Source organism: Rhodoferax sp., from assembly GCF_028714215.1.
Lineage (GTDB): Bacteria > Pseudomonadota > Gammaproteobacteria > Burkholderiales > Burkholderiaceae_C > Rhodoferax.
Genome location: NZ_JAQTMS010000001.1, coordinates 151,652 through 175,322, shown reverse-complemented (window position 1 = coordinate 175,322; position 23,671 = coordinate 151,652). Strand labels below are relative to the sequence as shown.

The 23,671-nt window shown below is 62.1% G+C and carries 20 protein-coding genes and 1 tRNA gene; 3 read left to right on the top strand and 18 right to left on the bottom strand.

Annotated features, from left to right (window positions below; genetic code table 11):
* Positions 1-63: 63 nt before the first annotated feature.
* From PHS32_RS00760 to PHS32_RS00750, 3 genes are all read right to left on the bottom strand, one after another.
* Positions 64-1,302, bottom strand: a complete 1,239-nt coding sequence (locus PHS32_RS00760) for an ATP-binding protein (RefSeq protein WP_301076837.1) — start codon at positions 1,300-1,302, stop codon at positions 64-66.
* Positions 1,303-1,440: 138 nt separating this feature from the next.
* A tRNA-Arg gene (locus PHS32_RS00755) sits at positions 1,441-1,515 on the bottom strand.
* Between the two features lie 35 nt (positions 1,516-1,550).
* Positions 1,551-1,868 (bottom strand): translocation/assembly module TamB domain-containing protein, encoded by a 318-nt coding sequence (locus PHS32_RS00750; RefSeq protein WP_301076836.1) that lies wholly within the window; start codon positions 1,866-1,868, stop codon positions 1,551-1,553.
* Between the two features lie 370 nt (positions 1,869-2,238).
* Between PHS32_RS00750 and PHS32_RS00745 the strand changes: the two genes are divergently transcribed.
* On the top strand, positions 2,239-3,309 hold the full coding sequence (locus tag PHS32_RS00745; RefSeq protein ID WP_301076835.1) for a hypothetical protein: 1,071 nt from the start codon (positions 2,239-2,241) through the stop codon (positions 3,307-3,309).
* A 242-nt stretch (positions 3,310-3,551) separates the two neighbouring features.
* Here the strand turns inward: PHS32_RS00745 and PHS32_RS00740 are convergent, their stop codons facing one another.
* The 8 genes from PHS32_RS00740 to PHS32_RS00705 all read right to left on the bottom strand — a co-directional run bounded on the left by PHS32_RS00740 (position 3,552) and on the right by PHS32_RS00705 (position 15,435).
* Entirely contained in the window at positions 3,552-5,573 is a 2,022-nt protein-coding gene (locus PHS32_RS00740; protein ID WP_301076834.1) for a hypothetical protein, read from the bottom strand.
* Positions 5,574-6,116: 543 nt separating this feature from the next.
* Positions 6,117-9,959 carry a translocation/assembly module TamB domain-containing protein gene (locus tag PHS32_RS00735; RefSeq protein ID WP_301076833.1) on the bottom strand — a complete coding sequence of 1,281 codons (3,843 nt, stop codon included), beginning with the start codon at positions 9,957-9,959 and terminating at the stop codon, positions 6,117-6,119.
* Positions 9,959-11,785 (bottom strand): BamA/TamA family outer membrane protein, encoded by a 1,827-nt coding sequence (locus tag PHS32_RS00730; RefSeq protein ID WP_301076832.1) that lies wholly within the window; start codon positions 11,783-11,785, stop codon positions 9,959-9,961. Before PHS32_RS00730 ends, PHS32_RS00735 begins: the two co-directional genes overlap by 1 nt.
* A complete protein-coding gene (locus tag PHS32_RS00725) occupies positions 11,782-12,996 on the bottom strand; it encodes a VWA domain-containing protein (RefSeq protein ID WP_301076831.1) in 1,215 nt (404 codons plus the stop codon). The genes PHS32_RS00730 and PHS32_RS00725 overlap by 4 nt, the downstream gene beginning before the upstream one ends.
* A gap of 9 nt (positions 12,997-13,005) precedes the next feature.
* Positions 13,006-13,434, bottom strand: a complete 429-nt coding sequence (locus PHS32_RS00720; RefSeq protein WP_301076830.1) for a type II toxin-antitoxin system VapC family toxin — start codon at positions 13,432-13,434, stop codon at positions 13,006-13,008.
* A complete protein-coding gene (locus tag PHS32_RS00715; RefSeq protein WP_301076829.1) occupies positions 13,431-13,799 on the bottom strand; it encodes an AbrB/MazE/SpoVT family DNA-binding domain-containing protein in 369 nt (122 codons plus the stop codon). Before PHS32_RS00715 ends, PHS32_RS00720 begins: the two co-directional genes overlap by 4 nt.
* 145 nt (positions 13,800-13,944) lie before the next feature.
* Complete coding sequence (locus PHS32_RS00710) at positions 13,945-14,538, bottom strand: GNAT family protein (protein ID WP_301076828.1); 594 nt, start codon at positions 14,536-14,538, stop codon at positions 13,945-13,947.
* Positions 14,539-14,580: 42 nt separating this feature from the next.
* The gene (locus PHS32_RS00705) at positions 14,581-15,435 is read right to left on the bottom strand and encodes a MoxR family ATPase (protein ID WP_301076827.1); all 855 of its coding nucleotides are present in this window, start codon (positions 15,433-15,435) and stop codon (positions 14,581-14,583) included.
* Between the two features lie 106 nt (positions 15,436-15,541).
* On the opposite strand from PHS32_RS00705, the gene PHS32_RS00700 reads away from it, so the two are divergent.
* Positions 15,542-16,207: a c-type cytochrome gene (locus PHS32_RS00700; RefSeq protein ID WP_301076826.1), complete on the top strand. Its 666-nt coding sequence runs from the start codon at positions 15,542-15,544 to the stop codon at positions 16,205-16,207.
* Here PHS32_RS00700 and PHS32_RS00695 read toward each other — a convergent pair.
* Positions 16,176-16,748 (bottom strand): YgjP-like metallopeptidase domain-containing protein, encoded by a 573-nt coding sequence (locus tag PHS32_RS00695; protein ID WP_301076825.1) that lies wholly within the window; start codon positions 16,746-16,748, stop codon positions 16,176-16,178. The genes PHS32_RS00700 and PHS32_RS00695 overlap by 32 nt on opposite strands.
* Complete coding sequence (lysS, locus tag PHS32_RS00690) at positions 16,745-18,298, bottom strand: lysine--tRNA ligase (protein ID WP_301076824.1); 1,554 nt, start codon at positions 18,296-18,298, stop codon at positions 16,745-16,747. The genes PHS32_RS00695 and lysS overlap by 4 nt, the downstream gene beginning before the upstream one ends.
* A gap of 258 nt (positions 18,299-18,556) precedes the next feature.
* Between lysS and PHS32_RS00685 the strand changes: the two genes are divergently transcribed.
* Positions 18,557-19,123 carry a YggT family protein gene (locus PHS32_RS00685; RefSeq protein ID WP_301076823.1) on the top strand — a complete coding sequence of 189 codons (567 nt, stop codon included), beginning with the start codon at positions 18,557-18,559 and terminating at the stop codon, positions 19,121-19,123.
* 23 nt (positions 19,124-19,146) lie between these two features.
* Here PHS32_RS00685 and accD read toward each other — a convergent pair whose 3' ends face one another.
* The 5 genes from accD to truA are packed head-to-tail and all read right to left on the bottom strand — an operon-like array spanning position 19,147 to position 23,667.
* The gene (accD, locus tag PHS32_RS00680; RefSeq protein WP_301076822.1) at positions 19,147-20,019 is read right to left on the bottom strand and encodes an acetyl-CoA carboxylase, carboxyltransferase subunit beta; all 873 of its coding nucleotides are present in this window, start codon (positions 20,017-20,019) and stop codon (positions 19,147-19,149) included.
* A gap of 37 nt (positions 20,020-20,056) precedes the next feature.
* Positions 20,057-20,878 carry a tryptophan synthase subunit alpha gene (trpA, locus tag PHS32_RS00675; protein WP_301076821.1) on the bottom strand — a complete coding sequence of 274 codons (822 nt, stop codon included), beginning with the start codon at positions 20,876-20,878 and terminating at the stop codon, positions 20,057-20,059.
* The gene (gene trpB / locus PHS32_RS00670) at positions 20,875-22,182 is read right to left on the bottom strand and encodes a tryptophan synthase subunit beta (RefSeq protein WP_301076820.1); all 1,308 of its coding nucleotides are present in this window, start codon (positions 22,180-22,182) and stop codon (positions 20,875-20,877) included. The genes trpA and trpB overlap by 4 nt, the downstream gene beginning before the upstream one ends.
* Positions 22,160-22,888 carry a phosphoribosylanthranilate isomerase gene (locus tag PHS32_RS00665; RefSeq protein WP_301076819.1) on the bottom strand — a complete coding sequence of 243 codons (729 nt, stop codon included), beginning with the start codon at positions 22,886-22,888 and terminating at the stop codon, positions 22,160-22,162. The genes trpB and PHS32_RS00665 overlap by 23 nt, the downstream gene beginning before the upstream one ends.
* Positions 22,885-23,667, bottom strand: coding sequence for a tRNA pseudouridine(38-40) synthase TruA (gene truA / locus PHS32_RS00660; protein ID WP_301076818.1), 783 nt, complete (start codon positions 23,665-23,667; stop codon positions 22,885-22,887). The genes PHS32_RS00665 and truA overlap by 4 nt, the downstream gene beginning before the upstream one ends.
* Between the last annotated feature and the right edge of the window lie 4 nt (positions 23,668-23,671).

Below are 23,671 nucleotides of genomic sequence, written 5' to 3'. Positions count from 1 at the left end.
GGATTTACCCTGATCGACCTCCCTGGACCACTTGGGTTGGCCGCCGGGGCGCACGCCTGTGAACTACTGCCCCCATAAGCTGGACAGCGGCGCAGCCCATAGGCCGTCTCCCAGCGGCAGGGTTTGCGTGCCATCGTACAAAATCACGCCCAGTTTGAACTTTTCGCCGACGACGCCGGCCAACTTCTTCAGACCCCGCAGATCGCGCTCGCTGACCGTGGCGGACGCCTTCACCTCGACCCCGATCAATTGGCCGGCAGCATTCTCGACGACGATATCAACTTCAAACTTATCGAGATCGCGGTAGTAAAGCAGTCGATAGTCTCCTTCGGCCGTGCTGCTGTGTTTGAGCAGTTCCCCATAAACAAAAGTCTCCAGTAGATTGCCAAACCGGGTGCGGTCCTGACTCACTTGAGCCGGCGTCAGGTCGATCAGGGTGGCCAACAAGCCGGAATCGATGAATTGAAGTTTGGGGGTCTTGACCACACGGCTGAGCCGGTTGCTGGCCCAGACCTCAACCCGTTTGAGCAAGTACATTTGTTCGAACACGCCGCAATATCGGGCTGCGGTTTTGCTGTCCAAGCCTACCTGCCCACCTAATTGGGTGAAGTTGCACATCTGGCCCGACATCTGTGCCAAGCCGCGCAGGAAACGCGGCAATTGGTCAAGTTTATCGATGTTGGCCACATCACGGACGTCGCGCTGCAGGATGGCATCGAGGTATTGCCTGGCCCAGGCCGTGCGCCTGCGCGCGGATGGGCGCGCGACCGCCTCAGGGTAACCGCCGCGCATTACAACGTCGACCATTTCATCGCCCACGACCGTGGCGGGCACCTTGAGCAGGTCTCCTGCGAAGGCAGCGTCAAGCCAATTGGCCGTATTCCCGCGCATCTCACTTTGCGACAACGGAAGCAATAGAAGTACCTCTATGCGCCCGGCGAGTGAGTCGGCCACGGTCGGCAAGGCCATCAAATTGGCCGAGCCGGTGAGCAGGAAACGACCAGGACGCCGATCTTCATCGACACTTTTCTTGATCGCCATAAGTAGCTGTGGGGCACGCTGGATCTCATCGATGACGGCTCGGTCCAGGCCACGGATCATCCCTACCGGATCTGCTTTGGCTGCGAGCAAGGTCAACTCGTCGTCAAGCGTGAAGTAACGCAATTCCCCCTGTGCCATCTGGCGCACCAAAGTCGTCTTGCCTGCCTGCCGCGGTCCGGCGACAAGAACCACCGGGGTGTCAGCCATCGCTTCCGCGATGCGCGCTTCAATGAGTCGTGGGTAAAGAGTTGAGAAATTCATGGTGACCATGGTACCGTGAATTATGGATTTAGTGGTCGTAAATTACGGATTGTTAGATCGATAATTACGGAATACTTCAGGATCTACCGGCCGCTGGTCTCCTCTCTGGCCGATGATTCTGACGCCACGGCATCCGGCTGGCGCCCCCGACGGGAATCGAACCCATATCTAGCGCTTAGGAGGCGCTCGTTCTATCCATTGAACTACGGCGGCGGTGGGTCGCATTGTAAGGCCCGGCGTCGGCCAGCTCAGTCGTAACGCAGCGTGAAAATCAGGTCGACGGCGCTTTGTTCGCCGGTCTGGGCGCGCAGGGTGAAACGGCGCGACAGGTCGTAGAAAATGTAGAAGGTGCCCAGGGCTCCGGCCAGGCTGCGTTCGTAGGCGACGTAGAAGTTGCGCGAGACGCGCTTGCCCAGCGTGACGGTGGCGCCGCTGGTGGTTCCGTCGGCGCTGCTGGTGGCGGCGCCGCGCACCGACAACTCGTCCAGACCCAGCGATTCGGCCAGACTGCCCGACAGGCTCTCCGGTTTGGATCGTGGCTTGAAGGGGTTTTGAAGCGCTTTCATTGGTACCGGGCCAAGCTCTGGTTTGTGGAAACTGCAGCGTAGATGCCCCCACCGTTGTGGCAGAACATCCGTTATCCATTTATCAAGGTGAAGTGGGAAGGACTGTGGTAACCGCTGCGCCTCACGGCCAACACGATGGGCTCTTCCCGGACTTGCCAGCGCCGGCTCAGACTCGCTATCGTGGTGCGCCATAGGAAAAGATTCATGGAGTACGCGAGCATTTGAATATTGCTTGTCATGCCGCTGGCGCGGCATAACGGGTCTGGGCCCGGGTTCGTAAGTAACGTGACCGGCCGCTGTGCAGCGGACGTGGCCATTCAAGTTCGCCTATAGTGCTCCTTAGAATAGAAGCGATTTTTAAGGGGAGGCTATGACTTTCATTCGCGTGCTTTTTGTTTTTTGGGTATTTGTGATTTCCGGGTGTGCAAGCGTCGACTCGCAAAAAGAAGGACTAGCTATGTCGAGTGTGTGTTGTAAGGCATACGCGGATATGCCAGTGGCTAAATTGGCAGTCGAAGGGACCCAGATTAACTTTGGTCCAAGTGACCCTGTCTTTCAATTTCCCCTGGGACGGAGCAGATTTCGCACTTTTGAGTTGCCTGCAAAATTGAATCCCGGCAGCACGCTTGTCGTAAACGCTTTGGGACAAGCCGGCAACGTGTATACAAAAGACGGATCATGGGCACCATATTTTCATCCGGCAGTTACGTTTCTTGACAACGAAAAAATAGCGACTTCAACCTATACGGAGAAATCACCGACGGTACCGCCCGATTCCTGCGTCTCTCTTTTCCGTTGCGGGGTTGCACTCATTTCTGTTCCCATACCCTCTGCAGCGAAATTCGTTGTTATCCATACACCTTTTGATGCTGTTGGCCGAACCAGGAATGAACTGTTGAGTGGAGTGAATCCTGATCAAACCTACGTGATCAATGGAGCGTATGTCACGCTGCCAGGGCATGCAAGAAAGCTGCGTGCTATCGGAATGGCAACTGGAATTGTTGATGTCCGCGTAGTTAACTTCAGCGTGTCTTCTGACGCGCCTGTCGGACTCGCAACACTGTATGTCATGAGGCCACATGCCGACCCAGGAACACCATTGTCGCCAGTTACCTATTTGAATGGCGTGAAAGTCATTGACCTCAAAGATGGCGCTTACACAAAGTTGTATGTGTCGCCAGGAACTTACTCGATCAATACAGAAAAAGGTAACTCGATAAACGGGTTAGGAAACGTACCGGGAGAGTTCACGGTTTCTGATCAAGGAAAGTATTTCCTTGCATTCATAACCGATGGTAATGACTCGCGCTTCCCACCAGGCACCGTTCCAATTTCTGATCCCAAGCCGAGGCAGTGGCTAGTTGTTCCTGAGGCGGCCGCAGTTCCTGCGCTCACGAAGATGTTTTACATAGCGCCCGAAACAAAGGAACTTAGAAAGTAAAGGTTCCTAAATTTCAAAATCCAGAAAAGCAGGCCAATCTATACGGACAGCAAACATCCCGACGCCCCTCTGTGGCGCGTGCTGCCCACTGGGGGTCCAAACGTTAACGACAGTTTTGGAGCGCAGCGAATGACTGCAACCTTCAAGCGACTTTCTCAATTGCTCGAAGCCGATCGTCAAAATCGAACACCAGGTCTTGAGAAAGGTACTCGGAAGAGGTCTGCCCTTGACGAGGATCGCCTTTACGGCCCGGGGGGCGACAGAACGATTGTTCCGGCAGCCCCTACAGCTACGAAGGTGTTGTTGGCGAAGGTTACCCCGTACAGGGAGCTATTCGTCCCGGTCACGTACGGCTGCCAATGAACGGCATCTTCACTAACGAGCACGCTGCTTCCGACGGCCACGAACTGTCTGTTGCCGTAGGTCACACCAAACAAGTTGTCGATTGTTCCGGAAGGGCTCCAGGTCCAAGTCTGGCCATCCTCACTTAACCAGATGGCGCCGCCCCAGCCAACTGCCACAAAGCGACCGTTGCCAAAGGTCACTGTTTTGACGGTGCCAACACCAAGTAGCCCGGTCTCCCAAGTCTTTCCGTCGGTACTGCTGATGATGCAGCCGTAGCCAACTGCCACAAAGCGACCGTTGCCATAGGTCACGCCCAAGAGCGTTGCCGATACCCCGGAAGCTGCGCCAGACCAGTTCACAGCATCGGGGCTGGTGAGAACAGTACCATCAGACCCCACAGCGACGAAGCGACCACCACCGTAGACCACCGAATAGAGAACGTCAGGCGTATGGATGGGAGCGGCCGTCCACTGATCACCGTCGCTGCTCGAAAAAATGTTGCCAGACCCCAGGACCAGGAATCGCCCGTTGCCGTGTGTGACGCTGGTGAGGCCGGCAGGGACCACCGTGCTGGCGGGGGACCACTGGAGCGCGTCGGTGCTCTTTAGTAAAGTGCCTCCAGCGCCGACGGCAACCCAGACACCGTTCATGGCGTCCACGCTCCCCAAGTCGACTGATGGACCTTGTATTGCAGAGGCCCATGTCTTCGTGTCCGCGCTTTGCTGCAACAACCCATTGAACCCAACCAGAACGTAGCGGTCCGCGCTGGCGGCCATCCCCATGATGGGGTTGAGATTGGTGGTCTTGTTATAGATAGATGTCCAGGTGACGCCGTCACGAGAAGCCATGACGCTATTGTTCGCAATTAGAAAGTACTGCCCGTTACTGAAGCTCAGAGTGCCTCCGAAGACATCGTGCGCCGTGGTTTGCCAAGTGATGCCATCGGTGCTGGTGAGAATATTGCCATCACCAGGGGTCAGGACGAAGCGGCCATTGCCGTAGACCACACCCGAGCCCGAGTAAGCACCGGGGATGTTTAGAGGCGTCCAGGTGATACCGTCATCGCTGATAAGGATTTTCCCGCTGTATCCGACCGCGACGAATCGGCCACTGCCGAACGCGACACGGCTCATATACGTCACTCCCGCCGGACTGACGGCGGTCCAGGTCACCGCATCCGTGCTGTGGAAGATGCCACCAATCCCCGCGGCGACGTAGCCGCCCTTGCCCGCAGTGACGCCGTAAAAGTCGATCAAGTTGATGGTGCGCGGGTCATGAACCGGTGTCGTGCGTGTCCAGGTTTCCCCGTCCGCGCTCTTGAACACAGTGTTGCCAAAACCCACTGCCACGTAGCCGGCGTCACCGTAGGTAATCGCACGCAGATTTCCGGACGGGACGGGCTTAGGGACCCAGTTCAGGCCATCCGTACTGACGAGGATCGTGCCATAGTTGTTTACGGCGAAGAACTTCCCGTTGAGGTACTGCACATCGGTGAAATCACCCTTCGGGTAGGACGCTATCTGCCATTTACGTCCGGCCGAAACACCCACTGTGATCGTGACCGACTTGGTCAGCGTGCCCAAGGTGGCCGTGATGGTTGCATCAGCTTGGCTGCTTAAGGTGCTAGGCAGCGGTGGCGTGTAGGTTACCGAAGTACCAGTCGTCGCGCCAAGCGTGCCCGGGCCTGTCACGGCCCATGTGACAGATTGCGTCGAGTTCTGGATATTCGCTGCGATTGCTACTGTGGGGCCACCAGCCACCGTATTGGTGGCATCAGCGGTGATGCCGAGAGCTGCCGCCGGAGGAGGGAGCGGCGAAGCCGGAGTACCTCCGCCTCCACAGGCGGACATGCAGGCGACTAGGCACACTGAAATAGCACGACGAAATATCGCCGGCCACCAATACGGATTCAAAATCACGACTTCCTCCCTGGATACTTGTTGCTTGAACGCAAGTTTTCTAGATTCGCAACTACGTGCGCTAGGATATAAGTGTACTCATCGAGTCCCTTCGCAAGGCTCTGAACACCCCCCCAAACCGGCAATTTTGCGAAAGTCCGTTGCGGTAATGCCGAAGTCCAGCGCTGAGTATTCACCGGCACAGTCCACCGCCAGCTATCTGGCATTCACTGAAGTCAGCCGGCCGCAATCGAGAACGAAGATTTGCATCCGCTCTCGGTCGGTCGTGGGTGCTCAGTTTGACGAAATCGTCGGTACATTGCCAACCGTCCAAGGTATGTTTGAATGGCCGATCTATTGCAGGCAAGTCCGAAAAGCGTACTTCAGCAATGTGTCTGAACTTGAAGGTCGTTGAGGTCAGTGGGCGAGATCAGACTTCCTGCCAACCTTCAGTGCCTCAGTGATTGATACGAAATTGATGCAGATTTTCGCAATATCCAACGAGAGATTCCCATTGAACTACGGCGGCGGTGGGTCGCATTGTAAGGCCCGGCGTCGGCCAACTCAGTCGTAGCGCAGCGTGAAAATCAGGTCGACGGCGCTTTGTTCGCCGGTCTGGGCGCGCAGGGTGAAACGGCGCGACAGGTCGTAGAAAATGTAGAAGGTGCCCAGGGCTCCGGCCAGGCTGCGCTCGTAGGCAACGTAGAAGTTGCGCGAGACGCGCTTGCCCAGCGTGACGGTGGCGCCGCTGGTGGTTCCGTCGGCGCTGCTGGTGGCGGCGCCGCGCACCGACAACTCGTCCAGGCCCAGCGATTCGGCCAGACTGCCCGACAAGCTCTTGCCCCTGCCGCCCAGCAGGGCCAGCGCCGCCTGTTGCAGCATGGCGGATTCGGCGCCACCATTGGCGGCCGAGCGACCCAGCACCAGCCAGGCCAGTTTGTCGGCTTCGGCCATGTCCGGTTCGGCGTACAGCCGCACCACCGGCGACAGGGCGGTGCCGCTGATCTGCACGCCCACGCGTTGCTGCAGATTGGGGCGCAACGCCAGGATGTCTAGCGCCGGGTTGTCGTACGGTCCGGTGAAACGCAGTTGGCCCTCTTCGATATCCAACTGCTGGCCGTAGGCTTTGTAAGTGCCCCCCACGGTGTGCAGTTGGCCGCTGAGCTGCGGCGTCAAGCCATGGCCCAGCGTGCTGCGCAGTTCCAGCGTACCGGCCAGATGGGTCGCCAGACCGCGCCCGCGCACTTCGAAGTTTTGCCCCAGATCGAGGCTGACGGTGACGTCAGGCGTCACCCGCTGCTGCGGCGCCGGGTTGGCGGGCTGCGGGATGGGTCCGCGGCCGGTCTGGCTGTCGCCGGCAATGCGCACCCGCACGTCGGCGCCCAACTGCGGTGCCGAGTCCTCCGGCAGGATGAACAGCGCCTCATCGGCCTTGAGCGCGCCGCGCAGCGTCAGGCGCGTGTTGTCCAGTCGCGCCGTCAGCTTGCCTGACAGCACCAGGCGTTGGTCGGCGCGGGCCGTCACGCGCAAGGTCTTGGCTTCAAAGTCCAGCGCCATGTGCAGGCGCGACAGCGGGCTGGCCATGCTTGGCGTGGCAGGCAGCCACACGACCGAGCCCGTCACCGAGAGCCGGCCGCCGCTGTTGCCGCCGGCGCCTTGCAGCGTGAAAGAGTCGATGTCTAGCCGCTGGCCGGTCAGGCTGGCGCGCAGCGTACCCTGGCTGAAGTCGATGCCGTCCGCCAGCGAGCGCACGGCCAGTTCTTGCGCCCCCAGCGTGCCGCGCCATTGCGGCGCACTGCGCGTGCCCGACAGGGCGGCATCGGCGGCCAGCGTGCCGCGCAAGCGCCAGCCGGGCGGTGCCAGCAAGGACCAGGCACCGCTGCTGGGCAGTTGCGCGCGCAGGGTGCCGCTCAGAGGGGCGTCGCCGGGCCAGATCCAGACGCCGTCCTGGCGTTGCAACTGCGTGCTGAAATCAGCCTGCACCTGGCCGGCACGTTCACTGTCCCAGCGCAGGCTGGCGGCCAGTTGCTGGGCGTCGGCGCTGAGCAGCAGGCGTGCCGTGCGCACCCCGGCTTGCAGGGTAGTCGCCGGGCCACCCGTTTCAGCCGCGTCGGTCCGCAATTGCAGGTCGCCGCTGCTGCGCTCCAGCGTGGCGCGCAGGCGCAGCCGATCACCGCCGCCAAGGTCCCACTGGCCGCCAAACAGAAGGTCGCCGCGCAAACCCAGGTTGGCCATCTGGGTCTGGCCCAGCAGATCCAGCCAGGCCAGTGGCAGTCCCTCCAGGCGACCCTGGGTCATCCAGCCGGTTTGCGCTGGATTGCCGCCACCGCGCGACCATTGCGCGGCCTGCCAGTTGACGGTCGCCGCACCCGGAACCGGTCCGCTCAGAGCGGCACTGCCGGCAGCGATGTGCAGCGACTGCGCGCCCTCGCTCTGCTTCCAGTCCAGGGCCACGCGCTGGCGCAACTGCAAGCTCCAGAGGCCGGGGCGCAAGCTGTCTTGCGCGCTGAGCTGGGCGGTCTCCAATTGGGCTTGCCACAGGCCGTCGCCCAGCCGTCCAAGCTGGGCCTGCATCTGTAGCGCGAAGTGCCGGCTGGCCTGATCGGCCTGGCCGCGCGTGCTCAGACTCAGGGCGCCCAGCGTGCCGGAGATGTCGGCTTGCCAATCGCGCAAACGCCAGCCCTGATCGGCTGCTGTATCGCTGGCGCGCAGTTCAAGCTTGGGCGCCCGCAGGCTGGCCGCAAGGCGCAGTTCCCGACCCTGATTTTGCCAACCGCCTTGCCAGTTTCCGTTCATTTCCACGGCGCCCTGGAGGCCCATTTGGTTCAGCGCCGCCGGTGCCCCTGGCCAGCGGGCCAGCCAGTGGGCGGCCAGTGCCGCATCGGTCACGCGCAAGCTCATCGCGCCTTGGCCACTGCGGCTGGCGAGGTCACCTTGCAGGGTCGCGCTGGCACCGGGCAGGGCTAGCGCCAACTGGCCTTGCGCGGCTTGGCTGAGAGTATTGAAGCTCAACTGGCCTTGCAATTGCGCGTCGTCGCTTTGCAGCGCCAACTGCTCCAGCTTCAGCATCGGCGCCTGCCAGATTCCCTTGGCCTGCAGTGCTTGCAGGCGCAGGCCGGCCAGGGCACCACCAGCCGGCGAAGCGGTCTTGCCATGGGCGCCTTGCAGGCTGGCTTCGAAGGCGATGCCGGATGGCGTCTGCCGCGCCGTCACCTGGCCGTCCAGTGCCGTGATGGCCAGTCGCGAGTCGAGCGCGGCCGGGTTGATGCCATGCAGGGTGGCGCTGCCTTGCCAGTTGGCGGCGCCGCCCACTTGGCCGCGCCCGTCAATGCGCCCGCCGGCGCCGCTGGCCTGTAGCGACGCTATGGTCCACTGCCCCGTTGCGAACACCAGCCTGGCGCTCAGCTTGTCGATCGGCAGGCGCTGCTGGTTCCATGGGCCGCTCAGTGCGTTGCCGAGCTGGATGGCGGCCTGCCAGCTCTGGCCGGCCGGCGTGACCGTGGCCTCACCGCTGAGCAGCGTTTGCGGTGCCCGCGGCCACAGCGCCGCCAGGTCCAGTGCCTGCCAGTGTGCCGTGGCGGTGACGACCGGTTGCGGCTGCCAGGGCGCAAGCTCCGCCGTGACGCTGGCTTGCATCGCCTGCTTGATGGTTGGCCCGGTCGGTTTCGTGTTGCCGGGTGTGCTGGGTAGCTGGGGCTTTAGCTGGGCCTGCAACGCCAGCCGGGCGTCAGGGCCGGCCAACTGGCCTTGTAGCGTGGCGTCAGCCCGCAGCGTGACACTGCGGCCCCCGGAGGGCAGCTGGGTTGCCAGCGTGCCCTGCATTTGCAGCGCCAGTGCCATGGGGGCAAGCGCCTGCAAGCGGCCCATGCCGCGGTAGTTGCCGGAGGCCATCCGCAAGCTGCTCAGCTCGAACGTGTGTTCCTTGTTGTCGAAGGCGTAGTGCCCCGCGAGGCCACTGATTTGCAGCGCGGCGGGGCCTACCCACTCCAGCGTGGTGACGCTGAATGGCGCGGCTACACGCAGCGGCAGACGCAAATCGGTGGGTGCTGTGGCGCCGGCGCTGGGGCGCCGGTCTTCGATGCGCAAGTGCTCGACGGAAAGCTGGCCAAGGCGCAGTTCGCCGTCCAGCAGCGTTCGCAGCTCCCAGGCTACGCTGACATCGCGTGCCTCGACGCTGAGCGCGCCCTGTTGCCAGCGTAACCAGCCGACGCGGCCACCCCGGCGCAGCGAGCCTTCGACATCTTTCGCCTCCAGTGTCTGGCCGGCGGGAAGATGCTGCGCCAGTTGTTCCAGTGAAGTCGCCAGCGAGGTGCTGGCGCCGCTCCAGAGCCACAGCGCTCCGGCCAGGGCCAGCAGCGTCAGCAGCGTGGTGCCCAGTGCGCTCAAGGCCATGCGCAGTGCTTTCATCAGAAGGTGAAACCCACGTTCAGATGCAGCCGCAAGCGTTCCACCGCTACGCCATACGCCAGGTCGATTTGCAGCGGGCCGACCGGGCTCTTCCAGCGCGCGCCGACGCCGATACCGACCTTGGCACGCAATTCAGCGGGTTTGTTGGCGACGGCGCCGGCGTCCATGAATACGGTGCTCTCCCAGTCCGTCAGGCGGCCGTTGGCAACGATGGGGCGCTGCCATTCGACGCTGGCCACGGTGAGGTAGCGGCCGGCGCTGACGGTTCCATCGGGCAGCGTGACGCCGAGGTCGTGGTAGCCGTAACCGCGCACGCTGTTGTCGCCGCCGGTGAGGAACAGTTGCGTGCTGGGCAGGGCGATGTCGCTCTTGGCCAGCACGGCGCCGGCCTCCGCCCGCAGCGCCAGGCGTCCGCCGCGCAGGGCTCCGGTTGCGGCGTCGCCGTTGCCGCCCAGTGGCACATAGCCGAGCAAGCGTCCCAGTACGCGGCCGTAAGGGTCTTGCTGGCTGCCCAGCGTGCTGCCGCCGCCCACTTCCACGCCCAGCCCCCAGCCGCTGCCCGGGAAGGGCAGGCTGTCGAAGTTGCGCACGGTGAAAGCGTAGTTGGCACTCAGCGCTTGCGCCACCACCGGCACGCTGCCATCGCTGGCGGCGGTCTCGGCCCGGTCGTATTGCAGGTAGTAATTGCGGTCTATGCGCTGGCCGCCCTGGCTGCGTCCGGCGCGCAGGCGCAGGCTGCTGATGTCGGTGCTGCCACTGTTCTGGTTTTGCAGCAGGGCCGAGCTGACCCAGCGCCAGTTGTCGGCGTCGGGCGGTGCCGTCAGCTCGCTGCCCAGGGAACGTGTCTCGCGGTCCAGCGACAGCTTGCTGACGGCGCGCCAGCCGATGCCCGGCACCCGGTGGTGCGTGTGTTCGGCCGACAGGCGGGCGCCGCTGTCGGTGCTGGCACCGACACCCAGCACCAGTTTTTGCATCAAGGCTTCGCGCAGTTGCACCCGCACCGGTGCCGCCAGCGGATCGCCAGCGGTGTCCAGCGAGACGAACACCGAGTCGAAAAATCCACTGTCCGTCAGGCGCTGCTGGGCTTGCACCAGTTGGGTTTGGTCGTAGTCGGCGCCAGGCGTCAGGCGCGCCAGCCGGGTGACCAGTTCGGTGTCATAACGCTGGGCGCCGCTGATCACCAGAGCGCCTAGCCGGTAGGCTGGTCCGCTGTCCAGCGTGACCGACAGGCGCGCGCTGTGGTTGATGGGGTCGATGTCGGCTAGGCTGCTGCCGATTTGCCCGGCCGGGTAGCGTTGCCCGGTGAGCTGGCGCAGTGCCTGCTGCTTGGCGGCGTCCCAACTGGCCTGGGTGAAGCGCATGCCGGCGCGCAGCGGCCAGTTGGCCTCGATTTGCTGGCGTTGGCTGCGGGCCGCCGGATCGTTGGCGATGGCGCCGCTGAATTCAAGGCGCACCTCGCTCACCAACGTCGGCGCGCCGGGCGCCACGCTCAGTTTCACCCGGCGCGTGAGCGGGCCGGAGTCTGTTCTCGCCTGTTCGATACCGATGTCGGGCGAGAAGTAACCCAGCGTGGCCAGCAGGTCCTGGGTGTTTTGCCGGGCGGCTCCCAGCAGGCGTGCCAGTTCGCTGTCACTCAGATCCGTCAACTCGCGGTAACGCAGCAACTCCAGATGGCGCTCCAGCAGCGCCCGGATTTCATCCGGCGCGGCGATCTCCAGCTCGAAGGCGCTGGCGTTGGCCACGGCGCCGGGGCTGGCGGGCTGGGCTTGCGCGGGCAGCAGGGCCGGCAGGCCGGCCAGCAGCGCCAGCGCCAGCAGCCATTTCATTTTGTCAGCAGTCGCATGGCTTCTTCCAGTCCCTTGATTGTCAGGGGAAACATGCGCTGGCTCATGATTTGCTGGATCACGCTGATGCTTTGGCGGTATTGCCAGACCCCTTGCGGCTCCGGGTTGATCCAGGCGAATTTGGGGAAAGCGCTGGTCAGGCGTTGCAGCCATTCGACGCCCGCTTCCTCGTTGTTGTATTCGACGCTGCCGCCCGGTTGCAGGATTTCGTAGGGGCTCATGGTGGCGTCGCCGACGAAGATCAGCTTGTAGTCCTTGTTGTACTTGCGGATGATGTCCCAGGTGGGGAACTTTTCGCTGTAGCGGCGGCGGTTGTTCTTCCACATGAAGTCGTAGACACAGTTGTGGAAGTAATAGAACTCCAGGTGCTTGAGCTCGGTCTTGGTGGCACTGAAGAGTTCTTCCACGCGCTGGATGTGCTCGTCCATGGTGCCGCCCACGTCCATCAGCAGCAGCACCTTCACGTTGTTGTGGCGCTCCGGCACCATTTTGATGTCCAGGTAGCCGGCGTTGGCCGCCGTCGACCGGATGGTGTCGTCCAGGTCCAGTTCTTCTTCATGGCCCTCGCGGACAAATTTGCGCAGACGGCGCAGCGCCACCTTGATGTTGCGGGTGCCCAGTTCCTGCGTGTCGTCGTAGTCCTTGTAGGCACGCTGGTCCCACACCTTGACGGCACTCTTGTTGCGGCTCTTGTCCTGGCCGATGCGTATGCCTTGCGGGTTTTGGCCGTAGGCGCCGAACGGGCTGGTGCCGCCGGTGCCTATCCATTTGGAGCCGCCTTCATGGCGTTCTTTTTGCTCCTCGAAACGCTTCTTGAGCGTTTCCATCAACTCGTCCCAGCCCATCTTCTGGATCTTGGCGAGTTCTTCCGGGCTCAGGTTCAGTTCCAGATTCTTGCGCAACCATTCCAGCGGGATCTCCTTGCTGAAGTCGGCAATCATCTCCACGCCCTTGAAGTAGGCGGCAAAAGCGCGGTCGAACTTGTCGTAGTTCTTTTCGTCCTTCACCAGCGTGGCGCGGCTCAGGTAGTAAAAGTCGTCGATCTTGTAGCCGCTGGCCTGCGTCTCATCTTCAGGCGCCGGCGCGTTGGGACCCACCACGCCGGCCTTGAGCGCTTCCAGCAGTGTCAGGTACTCCTTGACCGACACCGGCAGCTTGGCCGAGCGCAAGGTGTAGAAGAAGTCAATCAGCATGGTGTTCCTTCATCTCTCGGTATCAGATTCTGCCGCCCAATTTTCCAGCTTCAACCCATCCACCCGTGCAAATTCGCGGGTGTTATTTGTCACCAGCGTCATACCCAGTGCCAGCGCGTGCGCTGCGATCCACAAGTCGTTGCCGCCAATGGGCGTGCCTGCGGCCGCCAGTTGCGAGCGCGCAGTGCCGTAGTGCTGTGCCGCGTCAGCGGGAAGGGGCTGTACCGGGATGGCACTGAACAGCCCGTCCAGCTGACGCGCCAACAGGGCGGAGCGGCGCGACGCCGGCAGTCGGCGCAGGCCGTAACGCAGCTCACCCGCGCTGATGGTGGAGATGGCCAGTTGCTCCGGGGTGCTGTTCAAAATACGCCGGTTCAGGGCCGGCGAGGCGCCGCGCAGGAAGTGGCTGACGATGTTGGTGTCGAGCAGGTACCTCATGCGCGGGTCGACTTTCTGCGCCCGCTGCGCGCTGTCGGACCGCTGGCGACCTGGCCCGCTGGTGCCAGCCCCAGCAGCGTATTCCAGTCGCGTTCCTGAGGTTGGGGATCCGCGATGAACGCGGCAATGCGCTCCCAGTCCCCGGTTTCCCCGGTGCCCAGCGCAGGCAACTGCCGCAGGATGTCGCCGACGGTACGTTTCTTTTCGCGCAAGATGATTTCGTCGCCCCGGCGCTCGATTTCCACCGTATTGGAATTGACTCTAAACGCCTTGGGCAGACGAACCGCCTGACTGTTGCCGGACGTAAAAACGGTGGTCGTTTGTTTGGCCTGGGTAAGTGGTGTTGGTGCAAGAACCTTGTTCATGATGGCTCCTCCATGTATACACTTTGAGTATATACATACTTGAAGTATGTTGTCTTGATCGAACGAATCAGGGCAAATACACCGGGTCACTGCTCCATTGCTCTTGCGGTTAAGACCCGATGCTGTAATGGCACGCGTTTTCGCGTCAGCGCGGCTTGTCCAGCAGGTACAGCAACTGCGCCTTGGCTTCGGGCCATTCGCCGCTGCGCATGCTGTACATCACGGTATCGCGAATGGTGCCGTCGCGGCGCAGCGCATGGCCCCGAATGACGCCGTCTTTCTGGGCGCCGAGCCGCTCGATGGCGGCCTGCGAGGCAAAGTTGAAATTGTCGGTGCGCCAGCCCACTACTTTGCAGCCGACGGTTTCGAAGGCATGCGTCATCAGCAGCAGCTTGGCGACCGAGTTGACGTGGCTGCGCTGGCAGCGCTTGGCATACCAGGTGTAGCCAATTTCCACGCGCTGCACCGCTGGCACGATGTCGTGGTAGCTGGTGCAGCCCAGCACTGTGCCGCTGGCGGCCTCCAGCACGGCAAAAGCAAAGCGGTTGCCAGCTTCCCGCATGGCCAGCGCATCTGCGATGTATTTGGCGGTCTGCTCCGGCTCGGGCACCGAGGTGACGCGCAGCTTCCAGAGTTCGCCGTCGGCGGCGGCGGCGCGCAGCCCGCTTTCATGGCTCAAGGCCAGCGGCACCAGTTCAATGCCGCGCCCGGCCAGGGTGATGGGTTCGATGTAGGCCATGTTCAGTCTTCGCCAATCAATGATGGAGGGTGTCCGCCCGTTTCAGCGGTTGTGCCGTTGCATGAACACCAGTTTTTCAAACAAGGTGACATCCTGCTCGTTTTTCAGCAGGGCGCCGACCAGCGGCGGCACCGCCACCTTGTCATCTTTGGTTTGCAGCGTCGCCAGCGGGATGTCTTCGGCCAGCAGCAGCTTGAGCCAGTCCAGCAATTCGCTGGTGGAAGGCTTCTTTTTCAGACCCGGCAGGTTGCGCACGTCGTAAAACGTTTTCATGGCGGCCGTCAGCAACTCCTTCTTCAGGCCGGGGAAGTGCACGTCCACGATGCTGCGCATGGTGTCGGCGTCGGGAAACTTGATGTAGTGAAAGAAGCAGCGGCGCAGAAAAGCGTCCGGCAGTTCTTTTTCGTTGTTCGAGGTGATGAACACCAGGGGCCGGTACTTGGCCCGGATCAGTTCTCGGGTTTCGTAGACGTAAAACTCCATGCGGTCAATTTCGCGCAACAAGTCATTCGGGAACTCGATGTCGGCCTTGTCGATTTCATCGATCAGCAAGGCTATCGGCTGCTCGGCCGTGAAGGCCTGCCACAGTACGCCCTTGACGATGTAGTTGTGGATGTCCTTGACGCGCTGGCCGCCGTCCAGGTCGGCCAGTTGGGAGTCGCGCAGGCGGCTGACGGCATCGTATTCATACAGGCCTTGCTGTGCCTTGGTGGTGGATTTGATGTGCCATTGCAGCAGCGGCATGTTCAGGGCGCCGGCCACCTCTTCGGCCAGCATGGTCTTGCCGGTGCCGGGTTCGCCCTTCACCAGCAGCGGGCGTTTGAGGGTGATGGCCGCGTTCACGGACAGCATCAAATCCTCGGTGGCAATGTAGTTTTTGGATCCTTGGAATTTCATGGTTCTGGTTGGATTGGAAAAGCAACGTCAAGGTTAGGCGAAGGACTGTGGGTCGATATAATTAATTGTTGATCTATCTCAAACTCTGGTTGATTGTCTCCCGAAAATGAACAAATTCCTGCTAATACCGTCCGCCCTGCTTGTCGCTTGCGCGACGCTCTTCCCGGCCCAGGCCCAGCCCATCACGGGCGATAGCAAGGCCGGCGAGAAAAAGATCGCCATGTGCGTCGGCTGCCACGGTATCGTGGGCTATCAGGCCAGCTTTCCGGAGGTCTACCGGGTACCCAAAATTTCGGGTCAGGGCGCCGGCTACATTGTGTCGGCTCTGACGGCTTACAAAAAAGGCGATCGCCGGCATCCCACCATGCGCGGCATTGTGGACAACCTGAACGAGCAGGACATCGCCGACGTGGCGGCCTATTACTCTGGCTACGGCCGGGTCGAAGCGGCTGCCGCACCGGGCAAAGCAGCGGCCGGCAGCGCCAGCGCCGCCGCCCTGGTTGCCAAAGGCGCTTGCGTGACTTGCCACGGCGACAGTTTCAGCAAACCGCTTGACCCCAGCTACCCCAGGATTGCGGGGCAGTACGCCGATTACCTGTTCGTCGCTCTCAAATCGTACAAGACCACGGGCAACCCGACCTGGGGCCGGGGCAATCCGATCATGGGCGGCGTGGCCAAGCAGTTTTCCAACGCGGAACTGAAGGAACTGGCCAATTACGTGAGTTCCCTGCCGGGCGAGATCAAGACCCTGCCGCAGTCCGGTTTTCGCTGATGCCGGGCGGCTCCGGCTGCCCCCACAGCCGAGTTCCTGACTGCTCCAGGTAGGTCAGGTAAACGCGCAGTTCGAAATCCAGTTGATGGTAGTTGGGCTCCATGTAGCTGCAAAGCTGGTAGAAGGCCTTGTCGTGGGCGCGCTCCTTGAGGTGGGCCAACTCGTGCACCACGATCATTTTCAGGAACTCGGGCGGCACCTCCTTGAACAGGGCGGCGATGCGGATCTCGCGTTTGGCCTTGAGCCGGGTGCCTTGCACCCGCGAGATGCTGGTATGGGTGCCCAGGGCATGCTGGACGGCATGCAGCTTGCTGTCGAACAGCACCTTGGCCAGCGGCTCGGCGCCCCGCAGACAGGCCAGACGCAGTTGCTGCACGTAGTCGTAGAGGGCTTTGTCGGTTCGAACCTGGTGCGCCGCCGGATACTTGTTTTGCAGCCAGTCCCCCAGCCGATTGGCAAGCAGCAGCTGCTCGACCCGCGCTACCGTGTCACCGCAATAGCCTTGCAGGTATTTCAGCCGCCGGGTCGCCGGTGCCGTCATGCCTCCCGGCGCAGCGCCGGGAACAGGATCACATCGCGGATGCTGGCGCTGTCGGTCAACAGCATCATCAAGCGGTCCAGGCCGACACCGCAGCCGCCGGTCGGGGGCATGCCGTATTCGAGGGCCCGAATGAAATCGTGGTCGTAGTACATGGCTTCATCATCGCCATCTTCCTTGGCCGCCACCTGGGCCTGGAAGCGGGCCGCCTGCTCCTGCGCATCGTTGAGCTCGGAAAAGCCGTTGCCGAATTCGCGCCCGGTAATGTAGAGCTCGAAACGTTCGGTCACACCCGGCTTGTGATCGCTGGCGCGGGCCAGCGGTGAAATCTCGACAGGGTGTTCGCAGATGAAGGTCGGCTGCCACAATTTTTCTTCCACCGTCTCTTCAAAGTACATCACCTGCAAGCTCGGCAGGGAGCGGCTGGAGAGCTTGTTTTTGCCTTCTGTCAGGCCCAGTTTGCGCAGCGCATTAATAAGCCAATCCCGGTCTTCCACCTTGCGTCGGCTGCTGCCCTCCAGGCACTCGCCGGCTTCGGTGTGCTTGCAGATGGCCTCGACAATGGTGAGCCGCTCGAACGGCTCGGTCAGATCGACCTCCCGGCCGCTGTAGCTCAGGCGCAGGCTACCGACCGATTTCTCTGCGGCATCGCGAATCAGCGCTTCGGTGAAGGTCATCAAGTCCTGGTAATCCCAGTAGGCCGCGTAGAACTCCATCATGGTGAATTCCGGGTTGTGGCGTACCGAGATGCCTTCGTTGCGAAAGCTCCGGTTGATCTCGAAGACGCGGTCGAAGCCGCCCACGATCAGGCGTTTCAGGTACAACTCGGGCGCGATGCGCAGGAACATCTGCTGGTCCAGCGCGTTGTGGTGGGTGACGAACGGTTTCGCGTTGGCGCCACCCGGAATCGGGTGCAGCATGGGCGTTTCCACTTCCAGAAACTGGTGTGCCACCATGAACTCGCGGATGCCGCTGAGCGCCTTGCTGCGTGCCACAAAGCGCTTGCGGGTGGCCTCGTCGGTGATCAGATCGACATAGCGCTGGCGGTATTTCAGTTCCTGGTCGTTGATGCCGTGAAACTTGTCGGGCAGCGGGCGCAAGCTCTTGGTCAGCAGGCGCACGCTGCTGGCGTGGATCGAGAGTTCACCGGTCCGGGTCTTGAAAACCTTGCCTTCGGCGGCCACGATGTCGCCCAGGTCCCAGTGTTTGAAACTGGTGTAAGAAGCCTCACCGATGTCCTCTTTCTTGATGTAAATCTGGATCCGCCCGCTGCTGTCCTGCAAGGTGGCAAAACTGGCTTTGCCCATGATGCGCTTGAGCATCATGCGGCCGGCCACCTTGGCGATGGCGCCTTGTTCCAGCAGCCCCTCGGGCGTTTGGCCGGCGTGCGCGGCAAACAGGTCGGCGGCATGGTCGGTGGGTTTGAAATCGTTGGGAAAGGCCGGGCCGCTACCCTCGGCTTGGGCTTGCCGGAGGGCTTTGAGCTTTTCGTGCCGCTCCAGAATCAGCTGGTTTTCGTCCTGGGGGGCTGGGGCAGTGTTGTGATCAGACATGAGAGGCGCAGTAGTGGGGGCAACGAAGGGGTTAGCTCGGGCGGCTGGTTAGCCGAAAGATGCGATTTTAAGTGGAGCGCGCGCTGTCGCTATGATGCACAGAGATTGACAGCCGAACCCATACCGTTGGATGGCTGTCTTTGCGGCCCCGGATCAGGTCCGGGGTTCCAGCACCCGCAAGCCATGGATGCCTTCGCGCCATGGATGCCGGATCAGGTCCGGCATGACCGTAACCAAACCACAGTGACAACCGAGCCTATGTTCTATCAAATCGTTTCCCTGTTGCTTGAGGTCGCCGTCGGCGTCCTGTGTGGCGCCTGTCTGCTGCGGCTCTACATGCAGTATCAGCGCATCCCGATGGCGGCACGTTCCGGCAATCCGCTGGGGCGCTTTCTCTTTGCCTTGACCGACTGGCTGGTGTTGCCTCTGCGGCGTGTCGTGCCGGCGTTGGGGCGCTGGGATATGGCCAGTCTGGTGGGTGCTTACTTACTGGAACTGGCGCAGTTCTTTTTGCTGTGGTTGCTGGCGGGCGCCCAGGGTGGCTTGTATGCGGTCCCCATTTTGGCCGCTTTTGGTTTGCTGCGACTGCTGATCTCGGGCTTGACCGGCCTGGTGATCGTTTACGCCGTGTTGTCCTGGGTGCCGACCCAGTCGCTAATGTCGGATCTGATCGGGCGGTTGTGCGCACCACCCCTAAGGCCTATTCGCCGCCTGCTGCCGCTGGTCGGTGGTGTCGATTTGTCGCCGCTGGTGCTGTTGGTGTTGCTGCAAATCGTCTCCATCTTGCTGGGCCATTTGCAGGGCCTGGCTTTGCTGGCGATCTGACGATAGGGTGAACAGGCCCTCGCTCAGATCACGGCGTCGGCCGGCTGGCGCTGCAATATGGCCAGCGTGCTGGCAATTGTTTTGCGCAATTCGCGGCGGTCGCAGATCAGGTCGATAGCGCCCTTGGTTTGTAAAAATTCGGCGCGTTGAAAGCCTTCGGGCAGCGTCACCCGCATGGTCGATTCGATCACACGGGGGCCGGCAAAACCGATCAAGGCCTTGGGTTCGGCAATCACCACATCGCCCAGAAACGCAAAGCCGGCGCTCACCCCACCCATCGTCGGGTCGGTCAGCACGCTGATGAAGGGCAAGCCTTTTTTCGCCAACCGTGTTAACGAGGCATTGGTCTTCGCCATTTGCATCAGACTCAACAGTCCTTCCTGCATGCGCGCGCCGCCGGTCGAAGTGAAACAGATGAAAGGTACTTTTTGCTCGATGGCGGTATGCACGCCGCGCACAAAACGCTCGCCCACCACCGAGCCCATGCTGCCACCCATGAACTCAAATTCAAAACAGGCGGCCACGACGCCAATCCCATGCACGGCGCCGCCCATCACCACCATTGCGTCGGTCTCGCCGGTGCTTTCCATCGCCTCCTTCAGGCGCTCGGGGTATTTGCGGCTGTCCTTGAACTTGAGTGCATCGACCGGCAGCACCTCCTGCCCAATCTCGTAGCGGCCCTCGTTGTCCAGAAACACATTGAGCCGGGCCCGTGCGCCGATGCGGTGGTGATGGCCACAGGTCGGGCAGACGTTCTGGTTTTGCTCCAGATCGGTCTTGTAGAGCACCGTTTCGCAACTGGGGCACTTGATCCACAGACCTTCCGGGACGCTGCGCCGGTCGGCCGGGTTGGTGTGCTGAATTTTGGGGGGCAAAAGTTTTTCGAGCCAGCTCATGGTTCCACTTTCACTTTTTTTGCGGATAGGGGGGCAATTATGAATCCAATGCAGTCCGGATTTCACGCAGGAAATTTTGCGCCACCGCAGGCACCTGGTCGCGCGCTTGGGCATCCATCAACTGGATGATCTTGCTGCCGATCACCACGGCGTCGGCCACTTTCCCGATGGTGCGGGCGGTGGCGGCATCCCGGATGCCAAAACCGACACCCACCGGCACGTTCACATGCCGGCGAATGCGCGGCAGCATGGCCTCGACGGCCCCGGTGTCGAGCGTGCCGGCGCCCGTCACGCCCTTGAGCGAGACGTAATAAACATAGCCGCTGGCAATTCGTGCCACTTGCTGCATCCGTTCGTCAGTGGAGGTGGGCGCCAGCAAAAAGATCAGGTCCAGCCCCTGGCTTCGGAGCTCGGCGGCAAAGCCTTCGCACTCCTCCGGCGGGTAGTCGACGATCAGGATGCCGTCGACGCCCGCGGCGGCGGCATCCACTACAAAAGCGCTCTTGCCGTCGTGCCGGTCGTGCTTCTGGTTGTAGCGCTCCACCGGGTTGGCGTAGCCCATCAGCACCACCGGTGTGCTGGCGTCGCGGGTCCGAAATGCGCGCACCATGGCCAGCACCTGGACCATGCCGATGCCCAGGGCCAGTGCCTTGTCGCCGGCTTTTTGAATCACCGGGCCGTCGGCACTGGGGTCGGAAAAGGGCACACCCAGCTCGATCACGTCGGCACCGCCCGCTACCATGGCGTGCATCAGCTCCGGCGTGATGTCGGCGAACGGGAAACCCGCCGTGACATAGGGAATCAGCGCTTTGCGGCCCTGCGCTTTGAGCGTGGCGAAAGTGGTGGCGATGCGGCTCATTGCTGCACCTGCACGAACTGCTGAGCGGCGTTCAGGGTGGCGGACTCCGCCCCTTTGACCGATTGGCCCTGGCAACTGGGGCGGCAATAGAAGTTGGCGTGACTGAGGTCGGCCACGGTGCCTATGTCCTTGTCACCCCGGCCCGACAGATTGACCAGAATTGACTGGTCCGGCTGCATGGTTTTGGCCAGTTTCATGGCGTAGGCCACGGCGTGGCTCGATTCGAGGGCCGGAATGATGCCCTCGGTACGGCACAGGTAATGAAAAGCGGCCAGCGCCTCCTGGTCGGTGATGCCCACGTACTCGGCGCGACCGATGTCATGCAGGAAAGCATGCTCCGGGCCGACGCCGGGATAGTCCAGCCCGGCGCTGATGCTGTGCGTCTCGGTTACCTGGCCGTTGTCGTCCTGCAGCACATAGGTGCGGTTGCCGTGCAGCACGCCCGGGCTGCCGCGCTGGATGGAGGCCGAGTGGCGGCCGCTGTCCAGGCCCTCGCCGGCCGCTTCGACGCCGATCAGGCGCGTGTTTTCATGCGGGATGTAGGGGTGGAAAATTCCCATCGCGTTGCTGCCGCCGCCGACGCAGGCCACCACGGCGTCGGGTTGCGGACTCTGGCAGCCCTGTTGCGCCAGCATCTCGGGCATCTGCAGCAGGCACTCGGTGCCGATCACGCTCTGGAAGTCGCGCACCATCATCGGGTAGGGGTGCGGGCCGGCCACCGTGCCTATGATGTAGAAGGTGTTGTCGACGTTGGCGACCCAGTCGCGCATGGCCTCGTTGAGGGCGTCCTTCAACGTCCTGCTGCCGCTCTCGACCGGTACCACGGTGGCACCCAGCAGATGCATGCGGTAGACATTGGGGCTTTGGCGCTTGACGTCCTCGCTGCCCATGTAAACCACGCATTCCATCCCGTAGCGGGCGCAGATGGTGGCTGTCGCCACGCCGTGCTGGCCGGCACCGGTCTCCGCAATCACGCGCGGCTTGCCCATGCGCCGGGCCAGCATGGCCTGGCCGATGGTGTTGTTGATCTTGTGGGCGCCGGTGTGGTTGAGGTCCTCGCGTTTGAGGAATATCTGCGCGCCACCCTGTTCCCGGCTCATGCGGGCGGCGTGGTAAACGGGGGAAGGACGGCCGACAAAGTGCGCCAGCTCGTAATTGAATTCCTTGATGAACGCCGGATCGTGCTGGTAGCGCGCGTAAGCGGCCTTCAGTTCGTCGATGGCGTGCGTCAGCGTCTCGGAGGCAAAGCTGCCGCCATAAATTCCGAAGTGACCGCGTGGGTCAGGTTGTTGATACTCGAACATGTTTTGACATTTCTGCAAGTTGTTTATCCGCCGCGCGAACGGCGGCGACAAACTGATTGATCTTGGTGGGGTCCTTGAGGCCCTTGTTTCCCGGACCGGCAAGCTCTACCCCCGAACTGACATCGACCGCCAGGGTCTTACACCGTGGCCGCAGCTGCAAAATGCCCTCGGCCACGTTTGCAGCGCTCAGCCCACCACTCAAGACGAGGTGAGCGTTGACGTTTGGAGGAAGCAGTGACCAATTGAATGTTTGCCCGCCACCACCGTACCCGTCGACCTGAGCGTCGAGCAGGATGGCCTGGGCTGTTGAGTAATCGAGCGCGTATTTTACGAGATCGAAGCCGCCAGCGGCGTCGCCCAGCGGGATGCGCGCGGCGCGCAGGAATGGCCGGCGCCCCTGCGCCGTGGCGGCGAGGCATTGCTCAGGCGTTTCGTCGCCATGAAACTGGACCGTGGCCCCCGCAATGGCTGCGCAAGCAGCGATCACTTGCGCCGCATCCGGGTTCACGAACAGCAACACGGGGGTGACAAAAGGGGGCAACCGACGCGCCAACTCGGCGGCCCGTTGCAGCGACACATGGCGTGGACTTCTGTCGTACAGGACGAAGCCAACGGCGTCGGCGCCGGCCGCCACTGCCGCATCCACATCGGCCTCGCGGGTGAGACCGCAAATCTTGATCCGGGTGCGTTGCGCTGTGGCAGTCATGGCAATCCATCAAAGGCAGGGGTGCGATCGGGCAGGCCCCAGTGCGCAGCATAGCGCGGACCGAGAAAATACAAGCCGGCAGCGGAAAACGTCGGCGCCGCGGCATCCCGGTCGCGGGCCAGCAGCACCTCGCGCAGCCAGTCCGGCGGTCGCTTGTGCTGGCCCACGGCAATCAGGCAACCCAGGATGTTGCGAATCATGTGGTGCAGAAAGGCGTTGGCTTCGAAGTCAAAGCGCCAGTAGGCGCCACGCCGTGAAATGTCAATTCGTTGCAGCGTTTTCACGGGCGACAGGGCCTGGCAGGCGGAAGCTCGAAAGGACGTGAAATCGTGCTCGCCCAGCAGGTGCAGTGCCGCCTGGCGCATGGCGTCCAGGTCCAGCGCCTGGAACACCCAGCCGACCCGGCCGGCCTCGATGCTGGGGCGCACCGGCGACTCCAGCAAGATATAGGCATAGCGGCGCGACAGGGCACTGGCGCGGCAATGAAATTCGTCCGGCACCGGCTGCGCCCATTGCACCGCAATATCGCGCGGTAAGAAAGAATTGGTGCCGCGCACCCAGGCCGCCGGCGAGCGATCGAGCCGGGTGTCGAAATGGGCCACCTGCATCAGGCCGTGTACTCCCGCATCAGTGCGGCCGGCGCACAGCGTCGACACTTTATGGGCACTGAATTTGCTCAAGGCCAATTCGAATTGGTCCTGAACGGTTTGGCCCGACAACTGACTTTGCCAGCCCTGGTAGGCCTGGCCGTTGTAGCTGATTCCGAGTGCCAACCTCACGGCG